This window comes from Thalassospira sp. HJ, assembly GCF_000948415.1.
Classification (GTDB): domain Bacteria; phylum Pseudomonadota; class Alphaproteobacteria; order Rhodospirillales; family Thalassospiraceae; genus Thalassospira.
The window spans coordinates 385,405-400,397 of record NZ_JYII01000006.1 but is presented as its reverse complement, the minus strand read 5'-3'; the positions used below and the strand labels follow the sequence as shown (position 1 = coordinate 400,397).

The 14,993-nt window shown below is 56.1% G+C and carries 15 protein-coding genes; 7 read left to right on the top strand and 8 right to left on the bottom strand.

Annotation, left to right across the window (positions count from 1 at the left end; all coding sequences use genetic code 11):
* Window positions 1-150: 150 nt before the first annotated feature.
* The 7 genes from UF64_RS03785 to fsa form a co-directional block, all read right to left on the bottom strand.
* A complete protein-coding gene (locus tag UF64_RS03785; RefSeq protein WP_044827257.1) occupies window positions 151-1,539 on the bottom strand; it encodes a glutamine synthetase family protein in 1,389 nt (462 codons plus the stop codon).
* A 68-nt stretch (window positions 1,540-1,607) separates the two neighbouring features.
* Window positions 1,608-2,099, bottom strand: a complete 492-nt coding sequence (locus UF64_RS03780; protein ID WP_044827256.1) for a class I SAM-dependent methyltransferase — start codon at window positions 2,097-2,099, stop codon at window positions 1,608-1,610.
* Window positions 2,100-2,205: 106 nt separating this feature from the next.
* On the bottom strand, window positions 2,206-2,811 hold the full coding sequence (locus UF64_RS03775; RefSeq protein WP_044827255.1) for a glutathione S-transferase family protein: 606 nt from the start codon (window positions 2,809-2,811) through the stop codon (window positions 2,206-2,208).
* A gap of 86 nt (window positions 2,812-2,897) precedes the next feature.
* Entirely contained in the window at window positions 2,898-3,203 is a 306-nt protein-coding gene (locus tag UF64_RS03770) for a YrhK family protein (protein ID WP_044827254.1), read from the bottom strand.
* 90 nt (window positions 3,204-3,293) lie between these two features.
* Window positions 3,294-4,244 (bottom strand): tyrosine recombinase XerC, encoded by a 951-nt coding sequence (locus tag UF64_RS03765; protein ID WP_044827253.1) that lies wholly within the window; start codon window positions 4,242-4,244, stop codon window positions 3,294-3,296.
* On the bottom strand, window positions 4,223-4,912 hold the full coding sequence (locus tag UF64_RS03760) for a DUF484 family protein (RefSeq protein ID WP_044827252.1): 690 nt from the start codon (window positions 4,910-4,912) through the stop codon (window positions 4,223-4,225). The genes UF64_RS03765 and UF64_RS03760 overlap by 22 nt, the downstream gene beginning before the upstream one ends.
* Window positions 4,913-5,303: 391 nt before the next feature.
* Window positions 5,304-5,960, bottom strand: a complete 657-nt coding sequence (fsa, locus tag UF64_RS03755; protein WP_044827251.1) for a fructose-6-phosphate aldolase — start codon at window positions 5,958-5,960, stop codon at window positions 5,304-5,306.
* Window positions 5,961-6,131: 171 nt separating this feature from the next.
* Between fsa and UF64_RS03750 the strand changes: the two genes are divergently transcribed.
* A complete protein-coding gene (locus UF64_RS03750; protein ID WP_082049492.1) occupies window positions 6,132-8,363 on the top strand; it encodes a primosomal protein N' in 2,232 nt (743 codons plus the stop codon).
* A 22-nt stretch (window positions 8,364-8,385) separates the two neighbouring features.
* Here the strand turns inward: UF64_RS03750 and UF64_RS03745 are convergent, their stop codons facing one another.
* Window positions 8,386-9,213, bottom strand: a complete 828-nt coding sequence (locus UF64_RS03745) for an ABC transporter substrate-binding protein (RefSeq protein WP_044827250.1) — start codon at window positions 9,211-9,213, stop codon at window positions 8,386-8,388.
* A 119-nt stretch (window positions 9,214-9,332) separates the two neighbouring features.
* On the opposite strand from UF64_RS03745, the gene UF64_RS03740 reads away from it, so the two are divergent.
* The 6 genes from UF64_RS03740 to atpC all read left to right on the top strand — a co-directional run bounded on the left by UF64_RS03740 (window position 9,333) and on the right by atpC (window position 14,944).
* Complete coding sequence (locus tag UF64_RS03740; protein ID WP_235284952.1) at window positions 9,333-9,605, top strand: MazG-like family protein; 273 nt, start codon at window positions 9,333-9,335, stop codon at window positions 9,603-9,605.
* 411 nt (window positions 9,606-10,016) lie between these two features.
* Window positions 10,017-10,574 carry a F0F1 ATP synthase subunit delta gene (locus UF64_RS03735; protein WP_044827248.1) on the top strand — a complete coding sequence of 186 codons (558 nt, stop codon included), beginning with the start codon at window positions 10,017-10,019 and terminating at the stop codon, window positions 10,572-10,574.
* Window positions 10,574-12,106 (top strand): F0F1 ATP synthase subunit alpha, encoded by a 1,533-nt coding sequence (atpA, locus tag UF64_RS03730; RefSeq protein ID WP_008889762.1) that lies wholly within the window; start codon window positions 10,574-10,576, stop codon window positions 12,104-12,106. The genes UF64_RS03735 and atpA overlap by 1 nt, the downstream gene beginning before the upstream one ends.
* A 30-nt stretch (window positions 12,107-12,136) precedes the next feature.
* Complete coding sequence (locus tag UF64_RS03725; protein WP_044827247.1) at window positions 12,137-13,027, top strand: F0F1 ATP synthase subunit gamma; 891 nt, start codon at window positions 12,137-12,139, stop codon at window positions 13,025-13,027.
* A 52-nt stretch (window positions 13,028-13,079) separates the two neighbouring features.
* Window positions 13,080-14,498, top strand: a complete 1,419-nt coding sequence (gene atpD / locus UF64_RS03720; protein WP_044827246.1) for a F0F1 ATP synthase subunit beta — start codon at window positions 13,080-13,082, stop codon at window positions 14,496-14,498.
* Window positions 14,499-14,539: 41 nt separating this feature from the next.
* Window positions 14,540-14,944, top strand: coding sequence for an ATP synthase F1 subunit epsilon (atpC, locus tag UF64_RS03715; protein WP_044827245.1), 405 nt, complete (start codon window positions 14,540-14,542; stop codon window positions 14,942-14,944).
* Window positions 14,945-14,993: the final 49 nt, after the last annotated feature.

Here is a 14,993-nt window from a genome sequence, read left to right as displayed (position 1 = left end):
TTAAGTTTTAGCCGGTCAACTAGTGGATTGTGCAAAACAGAGGTGTCCGGAAAGAGAATCCCTTTGGTTCTATTATGTGTGATTAAAGGTGATGCGCAGATGAGTACCGTTCACGGTCAGCACACGCGCGAGTAAGCACGCGAATAGGGATCAAACAGAGAACCCGTAATATTCCCATTCTGCCGCTGAAACCTTCAGTGCCATCTGTTCGTATTCGGCCTGTTTGATTTTGGTGAATGCCGTGTGGAAGCGTTCGCCAAGGGTACGTTTGTTGAATTCGGATGCGCCGAACTGGTCAATCGCATCCAGCCAATGACGCGGCAGGTCATTGGGGGCCTTTGCCTCGCCGATTTCATCTTCGCATGGTTTGCCCGGATCGATTTTGCCTTCGATCCCGTCAAGCGCCGCCCCCAGGGTCACAGCCGCGACCAAATAGGGGTTGGCATCGACACCGGCAATACGGTGTTCGAAATGGCGCGTTTTGCCCGGTGTGCCGGGTACGCGGAGTGCCACGGTGCGGTTTTCAACGCCCCAGTCATCAGAGGCCGGTGAATACATCGCCGATGCAAAGCGGCGCCAGGAATTCATGAACGGGGCGAGCAACAGCATGGTTTCACCAATCGTGCCGCGAATGCCGCCAATGGCATGCAGCATAAGCGGGCTTAGCGATCCGTCCGCCTGATCGGCAAACAGATTGTTGCCATCCGGGCCGGCAAGGGAAAGGTGCAAATGCATGCCCGACCCGGCTTCATTGCCAAATGGCTTGGGCATAAACACCGCTTCCTTGCCAAAGCGCCGTGCGACCGTGCGGATCAGGCGTTTGGCGATGATGACGTCATCGGCCGCCCGCATCAGATCGCGATAGCGGATGGTCATTTCATACTGGCCGGGACCATATTCCGAAATCAGGGTTTCCAGTGTCAGATCAAGATGCTTGGCACCTTCGTAGACCGCATCAAAAAGCGGCGACATCTCGTCAATCTCATCGACCGACATGGTGTTGCGCAATTTGCTGCGCCGCTTGGTGATAGCATAGGAAGCCGGGTGATAAAGCCCTTGGGCATCCGGCGCCTGATCGACGAGATAAAATTCAAGTTCGAACGCACCCATTGGATAGAAGCCAAGCTTCTCAGCCCGTTTGACCTGTGCGCCAAATACATGGCGCGGGTCAACGTCATGCGGTGTGCTGTCTTCTTCATACATGGAAATCAAAAGCTGCCCGCGCCCGGTATGAGGCAGATAGCCAAGCGTGCCCGGCACTGGCCAGCAGCGGCAATCCCCGCCACCCCCGGTTTGCACAAGACCGCAGTCATCAACATCCTCACCACTGACATCTTGCCCGAACAACGAGCTCGGCAAGCCACGCCCGGATTTATAGATGCTTTCAAGCTCGTGACGACGGATCGTCTTGCCCCGGCCAATCCCGTGAAAGTCGGTCAGGATGATGTCGATGGCCTCGACATCGGGATATTTGGTCAGAAAGTCCTGTGCTTCGGACAATTGACTTCCACTGGGTGAAGGGGCGTTTGCGGTGGCCACGGCACGATTTCCTAAGATGCTAAAACTTGTTCCGCCCAAAAGGCAAAGAACCGACGCGAGGCAGGATATTAGCCCTGATAACGGCGGAAGAAATAGCGATCTTTTGGAACGCCTTCCGGGAGCGGTTCGGCAATTGTCCCCGGCACATCGATTTTCTGATCAGATGCGACGATGGCACCGACCATCAATGCCGGCGGCAGGGTTGATCCGATAAAGGATGCGATTTTGGCATTAAGCGCCTCATCCCCGGTGCCGACATCGGAATGCACGAGTGCCACCTTTCCCTTGAAACGCTCAACCGCCTTGGGAAGGGTTTCAAAGATATCACCCAGGAACAGATGGTCATCATCAGGGATGCATTTCGGGTGGGCAGCGATCTGACGATCAAAGACGAAAATCTCGCGGTCGGGCATGATTTCGCGCAGGTGATCAAAGGTGCGTCCGTTACCAAGCCCGACTTCAAGCACGATCCCGTCCTGATCCTTGATCATTTCGGCGGCCGCATTCAGGCAATCGCGTTGGGCTTGAAGGCGGCGGATAACGCTGTTCAGACGGGACATTGTGTAAAAGGCTCCGGGTTGATTTTTAGTGGGTAAGCACTTGATTTAACGGCTTTGATCCTTGGCGCAAGCGAACATGTGTCAACTTGCGCCAAAGGATCGCAGATCAGGCGACAAATTTGGTGGCCTCAAAGGCCGGAACGCGCGCGTCAAAGGTTTCAAGCCAAGTGACCAGCGTCGGATAGTTTTCGCGCCATTTGCTATCAAAGCGCAGATCAAGATAGCCCAGCGCACAGGCAATCGCGACATGGCCAATTGTCAGGTCACCTTCGAGCGACGGCGCATTGGCGCTCAGATGATCCAGCGACCGTTTGACCTTGTCGGCCTGATAGGACAGCCAGTCGTCATGGCGTTTGTCTTCCGGGCGCATGCGGGTTTCGTAAACCTGCAGGATGGAGGCATCGACAATGCCATCGCCAAGTGCCTGAAGGGTCAGCGCTTCCCACCGGGCATCGCTTTCGGTCGGATGCAGGGTGGTGCCATCGACCTGTGCGTCAAGATATTCACAGATCACACGGCTATCGAAAATCCTGCGGCCATCATCAAGGATCAGGATCGGAATTTTACCCAGCGGGTTTTGCTGGCGCAGGGTATCTGCCGGGTCGTTGGTGTTCGACATTTCCACCGTCAGCTGGTCATAAATGCCAAGCATCTTGGCAACGATTTTGACTTTCCGACCAAACGGCGACGGACCACTGGAACGCAGAATCATGGATTTCCTCCGGGGATTTCGGTTAGTTGCACGCAGTCTAAGGGTGAACAGTGATCGCAAGGAACTGAAATTTTCTCAAATGAGACTCAGGAACCGGAACGAGTTGCCGCCGTCGCGGTCTCGGTACCGTCTTCCCGGTCCCCTTCGCCCAGTCCGGCCAAATGCAGCTCACGCGCAAGACGCACGGCCGGGCGGGCGGCAAAGAACACCGATCCAATGATAAACAGCCATGTCCCGGCCTTGACCGTTTCGTCATCGAGAAACAAAAAGCTTCCGACAATGAACAGCACAGCCGCCAAAAGGTCGACGGCGGAATAGGCAATCTCATAGGCGCTGTAAATCTGGCGGTGGCGATGGCTGGCATCAAAGCGGCGGGATCGAAAAAGCTTCATCAGACTTCTGTCTCTTGTCGCGGGGCAGGAAGGGTGGATTGTCTGCGTTCATGAACGCATGCGCGCAAAGGAGGGTTCCGACGTGCTTGATCAGCGCCGGGCACGCGGATGGGTGCCGTTATAGACCGCCATCAATTGTTCGGTATCAACAGCCGTATAGCGCTGGGTGGTCGAAAGCGACGCGTGGCCCAGCAAATCCTGAATGGTGCGCAAATCACCCCCACCCGCCAGAAGGTGGGTGGCAAAGGAATGGCGCAGCGCGTGCGGGGTGGCGGTATCAGGCAGGTTTAAAAGTTCGCGCACCTTGCGCATTTCGCGCTGGGCGACCTGCGCGACAAGGCGTTTACCACGTGCGCCAAGGAACAACGGATCATCGCCATTCGGTGCAAAGGGGCAGGTGCGCACATAATCCTCGATCGCGTCCCGCACGATGGGTAGAACCGGGACAAGGCGCTGCTTGTTGCCCTTACCGGTGATCACCATCGAATCCCCGGTCGGGCGTTGATTGGCATTAAGATCAAGCGCCTCGGAAATACGCAGCCCGCAGCCATAAAGCAGGGTAAAGAGTGCAAGGTTGCGTTTGCCAAGCCACGGTTCATCCTGCCAGGCATCGGCATTTTCAAGCACCGCCATCGCGTCATCGGGGGCGAGCGGCTTGGGCGTTGATTGCGGCAAGCGCGGATTACGGATCGACTGCACGGCGGCATTCTGCCCGCGCCCGGATCGTTCAAGGAACCGATAGAAATTGCGCAAGCTTGAAAGGGCCCGCGCGGTAGATGTCTTGGCCATGCCATCCATGCTGCGTCTGGCCAGCCAGCTTCGAAAATCGCGCGGGTTCAGGCGCAGCAAATCGCGGAGCGTCGGCGGATCACCAAGATGATCTTTCACAAAGCCCAGAAAGGCATAAAGATCGGCGAGATAGTTTTCCGTGGTGTGGTTGGAGGCGCGGCGCTCATTGGCAAGCCAGCCACGCCAGTCGGCAATGGCCTCGCGCACATCCTGCGGCAGGGTGATGGCGGTCAGACCGTTTGGGTCAACCATCGACGCACACCAAACTCGATAACAGAAGCCAGGAACATGATCAGATCATTGGCCTGCGCCGGGCTGAAATAATCCGGCTCCTTGACGCCAAAGGCAACAAGCCCGACCGGATCACCATAAAACGGCGCCAGACGCACAATCGCGGCAGAACGGATATCGGACGCCTTCGGGCCAAAGATCGCCTCATCCCCCGCATCATCAGGCAGAAGCCAGACATCTTGTTCTTCACCAAGAACCTGATCAACCGCACCAGCGACCAAGCGACGCACCCGGCCATCGCAGCTTGGTACCGGGGCTTCATTGCATTCTTCAAAGCACAACGCGATGGCATCAAGGTCGAGCAGTTCGGGGACGAGATCCTGCAACGCCTCGACAAAGGTTTCAAACCCGCGCGCGTTCAGAAGTGCCAGAACCGCACGGTGAATCCGGCTTTGGGTTTCGAGGTTGGATTTCGAAATATTGATCAGCTCGCTGGTGGCACCACGCAGCTTTTCGCGTTCATCGCGCAGGCGGGCGACGACATATTGCTGCATGTCGGCAACGCCATTGCCCAGTTCGCGCATCGGCAGATCAAGACTTTCAAGCAAGTCCGGGCGCGTAGTGAAGAATTCGGGATGTTCGGCAAGGTAGTCCGCGACATCATCGGCGCGCAAAGCTGTCTTTTCCATCGGTTCCGGCTTGAAAAGTGAGAAACAAAAAACCCGGCTGCCACAATGCGGGCTGCCGGGTTAAATGCATGTTAAAAACCGCGCGGGGTGCGGGTTTTTAGGGGCCAAACTGACTCACATAATCGTCCCGGTCACCCGGATTTGTGCGGATATGCGGAGCAAAATCGCCGGAAGATCTATATCTTTCAAGGTTTTGCGACAAAATAGCCCGTGCAAATCGGAGTGATCCGAAGGACAACTGCTATGAGAGAAAGCCTCTGCGTCAAATCCCTTGACCGGGAATCACCCCGATCTGCGGGCTTTTCCTTGCTTTTTCTCTCATATCAGTTGCCGGGGCGGTCATGTGAGTCAGTTTGGCCCCTAAATGTCTGTCGCGATTAGCGATCCAAAATTACAGGATCGACTGGCCGGTTTTTTCCCAATCGGCGAGGAAGGCTTCGAGGCCTTTGTCGGTCAACGGGTGTTTGGTCAGCTGACCCAGAACCTGCGGCGGGATGGTGACAACGTCAGCACCAAGACGGGCCGAGTCGACAACATGCTGCGGACCACGTGCCGAAGCAACAAGCACTTCGGTGGTCCAGTTCGGGTAGTTGCCATAAACATCAACGATGTCGGCAATCAGCTGCATACCGTCAGAGGAAATGTCGTCCAGACGGCCAACGAACGGCGAAACATAGGTCGCGCCAGCTTTGGCAGCCAGAATGGCCTGACCAACCGAGAAGCAAAGCGTAACGTTGGTCTGAATGCCTTCGTCGGTGAAGGTGCGGCAAGCCTTGAGGCCATCAGCGGTCAGCGGCAGCTTGACGACGACATTGTCGGCGATCTTGGCAAGCTTGCGGCCTTCGGCAACCATGGTTTCGTAATCGGTCGCAGCAACTTCAGCGCTGACCGGGCCGTCGACAACGTCACAAATTTCCTTGATCAGTTCGAGAAACGGTCGGCCTGTTTTTGCTACCAGCGAGGGGTTGGTGGTGACACCGTCCACGAGGCCGGACATGGCCAGTTCGCGGATTGCGTCGATGTCAGCGGTATCGATGAAAAACTTCATTGGAATTCCTGTTTAGGACCTGTTGTTCAATGATGCGGTTAGCTGCTAGGTTCTGGATCATCTGATGACGGAACCAGATCCTTGCTGTGGGACCGTTAATTTCTGTGCCCAGTAGCTGGCGATCCTGAAAGGGCACCGGTCGGATGGGCAACCTCACGGGGTTTATAATATATGAGTGCCGCAAAGGCCACCTCTGGAAATTTGTTTGCGAATGATCCGGCCTTTGAGGTAACCGCCCAGACCGTGAGCGTCCTGCCGCCCCTGCCTTTGGCAGGTCCTTATGACTATCTGGTGCCCGATGGATTGTCCGTTGCACCGGGCGATTTCGTGGAAATTCCTTTGGGTCGACAAACCCAGCGCGGTGTCGTCTGGGGCGATGCCAAGGGCGATGTTGATCCCGCCAAGCTGCGCGAAATTTTTGGCGTTCTGCCAGCGCCCCCGATGGATGACGTGACGCGCAAATTTATTGATTGGGTGTCGGCCTATACCATGTCCCCGCAGGGTGCGGTTCTGCGCATGGCGATGAGCGTCCCCGACGCGCTAGAGGCCCCCAAACCGATCTTTCGTTTTACCCTGAACCCGGAATTTGATGCGGCAAGCTTGCGCATGACGCCGCCGCGTAAACGTGTGCTGGCGTTTCTGGCCGATCATCCCCCGATGGAGCAGGGCGATATCCTGCGTGAAACCGGTGCAGGGGCCAGTGTTGTTAAAGGCTTGGTCGAAGCCGGTGCCGTGCAGCGTTTGATGGTGACACCACCGTCGCCGTTTGAGGCCCCCGATCTTGAAATTCCCCGTCCCGATTTGTCAGCCGAGCAGAATGAGGCCGCCGATGCCCTGTGTGCCCGCCTTGAGCAGGGCGGCTTTTCCTGCACGCTTCTGGATGGGGTGACCGGGTCGGGCAAGACCGAGGTTTACTTTGAACCTGTCCGTGCAGCCCTGGCAAAGGGTCAGCAGGTTGTCGTCCTGTTGCCGGAAATCGCACTTTCGGCCCAGTGGCTCCAACGCTTCCGCGACCGGTTTGGCGTGGAGCCCGCCCTTTGGCATTCTGAAGTCGGACAGGCCAGACGACGCGATACCTGGCGGGCGGTGGCGGATGGTTCGGCGCGATTGGTTGTCGGGGCGAGGTCGGCTTTGTTTTTGCCCTATCATGATCTTGGCCTGATCGTGGTCGACGAGGAACATGAACACGCCTTTAAGCAGGAAGACGGGGTGATGTATCACGCACGCGACATGGCGGTGACGCGCGCGCATCTGGGCAATATTCCTGTCGTTCTGGCGTCGGCTACACCGTCACTTGAAACATTGGCCAATGTTGAAGCCGGGCGTTATCAGCGTGTTCAGCTGGGTAGCCGTCATGGCGCGGCCGTATTGCCCAGTGTCGAGATCATTGATATCCGCCAGGACAAACCCGAACGCAATCGCTGGATTACCCCGACGCTCAAGAAACGTCTGGCGGAAACCTTCGCCAGTGGTGAGCAGGCGATGCTGTTCCTCAACCGGCGCGGTTACGCTCCGCTAACGCTGTGCCGGGCCTGTGGTCATCGCTTCCAGTGCCCAAACTGTACGGCCTGGCTGGTCGAACATCGGGCATGGGGCAAATTGCAATGCCATCATTGCGGTTATCAGGCCAAGGCACCCGATGCCTGCCCATCCTGCGGGGCCGAAGGCAAACTGGCCCCCTGCGGTCCGGGGGTGGAGCGCCTCTATGAGGAAGCAGTCGAAACCTTCCCCGATATCCGGGTCGAGGTCGCGACATCCGATAACATCATGGGGCCCAAGGCCGCAGCCGAACTGATCAAGCGTGTGCATAATCACGAGGTCGATCTTCTGATCGGCACCCAGATTTTGGCCAAGGGCTATCACTTCCCGATGCTGACCCTTGTCGGGGTGGTGGATGCCGATCTTGGCTTGGCGGGTGGTGATTTGCGCGCAGCTGAACGAAGCTATCAATTGCTGACGCAGGTGGCCGGGCGTGCCGGGCGCGGGGATCGGCCGGGCACAGTGATCTTGCAAACAGCAGATCCGGTCAACCGGGTGATCAAGGCGATTGCTGCGGGGGATCGCGATGCTTTTAACGAGGTGGAGCTGTCCCAGCGCATGACCCATGGCATGCCGCCGCATGGTCGCCTTGCCGCCCTTATTATAAGTGGCAAAAAAGAAAACGAGGTCGATGAAGCCGCCTGGCGCATTGGCCGTGCCGCCCCGCGCGGTGATGGGCTGATGGTTTTGGGGCCGGCCCCGGCACCGCTTTCGCTGTTGCGCGGGCGCTATCGGCGGCGCTTCATGATCAGGGCTGACAAGTCGGTCAAGATGCAGGCGCTGATCCATGATTGGCTGTCAAAGGTCAAGACACCGGGCAGTGTCCGCGTGCAGGTCGATATCGACCCTTACAGCTTTATGTGAGCCGAACTTTCGGCCGCAGCGCTTATTGGGAATATTGCGACTGCCACCAGTCATAACCATCCGCACCAAGATAGCGTTCAAAGATTTCAAGCAACCGGCCATCATCGCGCATCTCGCGGATGATCTTGTCGTAGTTGGCCAGAAACGCATCCTTGCCCGGATAATCAGACGCGCGCGAGAACACATTATAATAGGGTGCACGGCGCAGCGGCGGATAGAGGAAGGCCACCTTGTCGCGATAGCGATTCTGCAGGCTGTCATAAATGGTGTTGAGGTAATTGACCGGCACCGCATCAAAACGCTTTTGCAGCAGCATCGGAATCAGAAGGTCATTACGTGCCACCGTCTGGATATCCAGACCCGAATTCCAGAACGCACTGGTATAGGAATAATCGGCCGCCGCCCCGATCCGTACGTTTGACAGATCGGAAAACTCTTCAAACCGGATTGCATCCTTGTCCTCGGCACGCACAGCAAAGCGCCAATCCAAAAGCAGATGCGCTTCATCCGGATACATAAGGTATTTTGCGCGCTTGTTGTTCATCGACAGGGTGAGAACGATATCTGACGTGCCATTGCGCGCATTGTGCAGCAACCGGCTGCCGGTATCGACAAAGCGAAAGACATAATCACTGATCCCCATGGTGTTGAGGACCTCGGTCATGATGTCGATATCAATGCCTTTGGCTTCTTCGTGCCCCATCCATTTCAGCGGCTCTTCTTCAAGCCCCTCGATAATCAGGGTGCGCGCCAGTGGGGTTTTGCTCGATAACAGGATCAGACACAGCGCCGCACAAAAGCAAATTCCCAAACCACGGAAGCTTTGTTTTCGTGCTGTAAGCGTTTTCATTGTCGTTCCTGTTGTTCTGAGAACGGCGCGGCTGCATGTTGCTGTCATACTATACTTAAGGAGTTAATTTGATAATGGTTTGTGAAAACAATAAAAAACGGCCTGAAAGTCAGCGCAGCATGTGCGATTGGGCAGAGCAGATCTTTGGCCCGGTCCGTGATCCGGCCTCGCTGGTCGAAAGAGCATCGGTTGAGATGAAGGAGCTTGGCGAAGCCGTCGAGGCGCGCGACGTCAGCGAGGTCGGCAAAGAAGCCGCCGATGTTTTGATCTTGTTGTATCGCCTTGCCGATCAGTTCGGCCTCGACCTTGATCAGGAAGTACAGGCCAAGATGGCAATCAACCGATCAAGGACCTGGGTATCAAAAGGGGATGGTACGGGATCGCACCTTTGACGCGGTCTAGGATGGCTTTGGCAGCGGGGCTTCGCTTTGATCAGGTGTGAAGTCGGTTACAGTTTCAAGCAAATTATCAAGCTGATCTCAGATGCGGACAAAGCCAACTCTCTGCAAATCGGGGATTCGTCACCGGAATCAGGAATTCGTTAACCTTCTGCGCTGATCCCCCATGACAGGCGTCTTATAAAATAGTTGTAAGCCTGCCTTAAAAATGGGCGATTTCGGGGTGTTTTGGCCGAACTTTGCCAAAGAATGGAAAAGAGGGCGCAATTGCGCTTGCGCGGGGGTTGCCCACTCAAAGGACATGTGATACCAAACGCTCGCTTCCCGGAAGGAAACCCTTTCGGGGGATCATTTTTTTATACGTATCCGAGTCGTTCTCATAACCAGAATTGAGGGCTTTCACCGGTGTCCCAAAATACTGCCGCGACCGGGCTCCAAGGGCGCTACGCCACAGCACTATTTGACTTGGCCAACTCGGCCAACCAGCTTGATGCTGTCAAAAGCGATCTTGAATTGCTCGACCAGGCCATCGCAGACAGCGATGACCTCCGGAATGTACTCCGCAGTCCCGTGATTTCCCGGGACGTGCAGGCCAAGGCGATGGCGGCTCTTCTGGATAAACTCGGCGTTTCCGAGTTAACCAAGAAGACCGTTGGGCTTCTGTCTCAGAAGCGTCGTCTGTTTGCCCTGCCGGCTGTTATCGATTCCTACCTTTCCATGCTCTCGGCTCACAAGGGCGAAGTAACCGCACAGGTGACTTCGGCTTCAGAGCTGAAAAAAGAGCAAATCGAAGCCGTTACCGGCGCTCTCAAAGAAGTTGTCGGCGCCACTGTCAAAGTGGACCTTAAAGTTGATCCGGCTGTTCTTGGCGGTCTTGTCGTCAAGGTCGGTTCCCGGGTTTTTGATGCCTCGCTTCGTACTAAACTGCAGAAGCTCGAGCTCGCTATGAAAGGGGTTGCGTGATGGAAATCCGCGCCGCGGAAATCTCCGCTATTCTCAAGGATCAGATTGCCAATTTTGGTGCTGAAGCCGAAGTTGCCGAAGTCGGTCAGGTTCTGTCCGTAGGTGACGGTATTGCCCGTGTTTACGGTCTGGACAATGTTCAGGCTGGTGAACTTGTTGACTTCCCGGGTGGCATTAAGGGCATGGCCCTTAACCTCGAAGAAGACAACGTCGGTGTCGTGATCTTCGGTTCTGACCGTTCGATCAAGGAAGGTGACCAGGTTAAACGTACTGGCGCCATCGTTGACGTTCCGGTTGGTAAAGAACTTCTTGGTCGCGTTGTTGACGGTCTGGGTAACCCGATCGACGGCAAAGGCGAGCTGGGCGCCAAAGAACGTCGCCTTGCCGACGTCAAGGCACCGGGCATCATCCCGCGTAAATCGGTTCATGAGCCGGTACAGACCGGTATCAAGTCGATCGACTCCCTGATCCCGATTGGCCGTGGCCAGCGTGAGCTGATCATTGGTGACCGTCAGACCGGTAAAACCGCCATCATCGTTGACACCATTCTGAACCAGAAGCCGGTGAACGATGCAGCGAAATCCGACAGCGACAAGATGTTCTCCATCTATGTTGCAGTTGGTCAGAAACGTTCGACCGTTGCACAGGTTGTTAAGGTCCTTGAAGAGCGCGGCGCGATGGAAAACACCATCATTGTTGCTGCGACCGCATCCGACCCGGCGCCGATGCAGTTCATCGCACCGTTCGTTGCTTGCGCAATGGGTGAGTACTTCCGTGACAACGGCATGCACGCAACCATCTTCTATGATGATCTGTCCAAGCAGGCTGTTGCTTATCGTCAGATGTCGCTGCTGCTTCGCCGCCCGCCGGGACGTGAAGCATTCCCGGGTGACGTCTTCTATCTGCACTCCCGTCTGCTGGAACGTGCTGCGAAGATGAATGACGAAAACGGCGCTGGCTCGCTGACCGCACTTCCGGTCATTGAAACCCAGGGTAACGACGTTTCCGCGTTTATTCCGACCAACGTGATCTCGATCACCGACGGTCAGATCTTCCTTGAAACCGACCTGTTCTACAAAGGCGTACGCCCGGCTGTGAACGTTGGTCTGTCGGTTTCGCGTGTTGGTTCGTCCGCACAGATCAAAGCGATGAAGCAGGTTGCCGGCTCGATCAAGCTGGAACTCGCTCAGTATCGTGAGATGGAAGCATTCGCACAGTTCGCATCGGATCTTGATCCGGCGACCCAGAAACTTCTGGCCCGTGGCGCACGTCTGACCGAGCTGCTCAAGCAGCCGCAGTACTCGCCGCTCAAGGTCGAAGAGCAGGTCGTTGTGATCTACGCTGGTGTTAAAGGCTATCTCGACAGCATTCCGGTGAACAAGGTTCGCGCCTTCGAAGAACAGTACCTGTCCGAAATTCGTTCGGCTGGCGCTGATATCCTCGATGCGATCCGCACCGAGAAGGTTCTGTCTGACGACAGCGAAGCCAAGCTTAAAGCGTTCCTCGACAAGTTCGCGAAAACCTTCGCGTAAGACTGAAACTTAGGCGAAGGAGGAAACGCAATGGCTAGTTTGAAGGATCTGCGCTCGCGCATTGCCAGCGTCAAGTCGACGAGGAAGATTACCTCGGCGATGAAGATGGTGGCAGCCTCCAAGCTCCGTCGTGCACAGGATGCAGCGGAAGCAGCCCGTCCCTATGCTGAACGCATGGGGACGATGCTGGGCCGTCTTGCAACTGCCGTCGGCAGCAATGAAGGGGCTCCAAAGCTTCTGGCCGGTACCGGTAAGGATGATGTGCATCTGCTCGTCGTCTTCACCGCAGACCGTGGCCTTTGCGGTGGTTTTAACGCATCGATCGTGAAAGCGGCTCGTCTCAAGGCAATCGCTCTTAAGGGCGAAGGCAAGACAGTCAAGATCATCTGCGTTGGCCGCAAGGGCTCAGATGCGCTCAAGCGTGAATTTGGTGACAATATTGTCGCCCGGTATACTGGCATCGAGGGCAAGAAGGGGATTGATTTCTCTTCGGCAACCGAGGTGGCAGACAAGGTTCTGGCGCTGTATGACGAAGGCGAATTCGACGTCTGCACGATCTTCTACAACAAGTTCGTGTCCGCGATTTCGCAGGTGGCAACCGCTCAGCAGCTGATCCCGTTCGCGGGTGAAGAAGTTGACGGCGAGGAAGAAGCAACCGGTTCTTCCGCGGTTTATGACTACGAACCGTCCGAAGAAGCCATTCTGGCTGATTTGCTGCCGCGTAACGTTGGCGTCCAGATCTTCGGTGCAATGCTTGAAAGCAGCGCATCTGAACACGGCGCGCGTATGTCCGCGATGGATAACGCAACCCGCAATGCCGGCGACATGATCGACCGACTGAGCATCCAGTACAACCGCTCACGTCAGGCTCAGATCACCAATGAACTGATTGAAATCATTTCCGGCGCCGAGGCTTTGTAAGCGGGTCGCAGGAAGTTAACGGATAGCTTTGTCCGAGCAGGAGACAATACCTATGGCGAACAAGAAGGCGGGGAAAATTTCCCAGGTAATGGGCGCCGTCGTCGACGTTAAATTCGACGGCGAACTGCCTCCCATTCTGAACGCGCTGCATGTTGACAACAACGGTCAGCGCCTGGTTCTCGAAGTTGCACAGCACCTTGGTGAAAATGCGGTTCGTACGATCGCAATGGACACCACCGAAGGTCTGCAGCGCGGTCAGGAAGTCATCGATACCGGTGACGCGATCTCGGTTCCGGTTGGTCCGGAAACCCTTGGTCGTATTCTGAACGTTATCGGTGAGCCGGTTGACGAACGTGGTCCGGTTACTGCAACCAAGACCGCACCGATCCACCGTGAAGCACCGGACTTCATCGACCAGTCCACCGAAACCGAAATCCTTGTGACCGGCATTAAGGTTATCGACCTTATCGCGCCGTACACCAAGGGTGGTAAAATCGGTCTGTTCGGCGGTGCGGGCGTTGGTAAAACCGTCCTTATCATGGAACTGATCAACAACGTGGCAAAAGGCCACGGTGGTTACTCGGTCTTCGCCGGTGTTGGTGAACGTACCCGTGAAGGTAACGACCTCTATCACGAGATGATGGAATCGGGCGTTATCAATCCGGAAGGCGAATCCAAAGCGGCACTGGTCTATGGCCAGATGAACGAACCCCCGGGAGCTCGTGCACGTGTTGCTCTGACCGGTCTGACCCTTGCGGAATACTTCCGTGATGAAGAAGGCCAGGACGTTCTGTTCTTCGTCGATAACATCTTCCGCTTCACCCAGGCTGGTTCGGAAGTGTCGGCACTTCTCGGTCGTATCCCGTCTGCTGTGGGTTATCAGCCGACGCTGGCAACCGACATGGGTGCGCTGCAGGAACGTATTACCTCGACCAAAAAAGGTTCCATTACCTCGGTCCAGGCAATTTACGTCCCGGCCGATGACTTGACTGACCCGGCACCGGCAACCTCGTTTGCTCACCTTGACGCAACTACCACGCTGAACCGTCAGATCGCCGAGCTCGGCATCTACCCGGCAGTTGACCCGCTCGACTCCACTTCGCGTGCTCTGGATCCGGGCGTTATTGGCCAGGAACACTACGAGACCGCTCGTGAAGTTCAGCGTGTTCTCCAGACCTACAAAGGTCTGCAGGACATCATCGCCATCCTCGGCATGGACGAGCTTTCGGAAGAAGACAAACTGATCGTGGCACGTGCCCGTAAGATCCAGCGTTTCCTTTCGCAGCCGTTCCACGTTGCAGAAGTCTTCACCGGTACTCCGGGCGTGTTCGTTCAGCTCGAAGACACCATCAAGGCTTTCAAAGCGATCTGCGCTGGTGAATATGACCACATGCCGGAACAGGCATTCTACATGGTCGGCACCATCGAAGAAGCCATCGAAAAAGCCAAGAAGATGGCCGAAGCTGCCTAAGGCAGCTTTGGTCCCCCTCCGGCTAAGGAGCGAGGATTGTCATGACTGATACGACTGTACTGGAACTTGTTTCACCGTCTGCCCTGCTCAAGTCTGAGCCGGTCGAGATGGTCGTTGTTCCGGGCACGGACGGGAATTTTGGTGTTCTGCCCAAGCATTCGCCGATGATCTCGACCATTCGTCCGGGTGTCATCGACATCTATGCAGGTGGTAAGGTTTCCGAACGTATCTTCGTTGCTGGCGGTGTTGCCGAGGTTAATCCCGAGCGTTGCACCATTCTGGCAGAAGAAGCGGTTCCGGTTGCCGATTTGAAAGCTGACGAAGCACAGGCCCGTCTTGAAGCGGCAGAAGCCGCCCTCAAGTCCGCCGAGACTGCACACGACAAAGCCAATGCCGAGCGCGCGCTCGACATCGCTCGTGCACAGATCCAGGCCCTGACCAACTAATCGTCGGTTTCAGAATATCATTTAGAAAAGGCCGTCCTGATGGGACGGC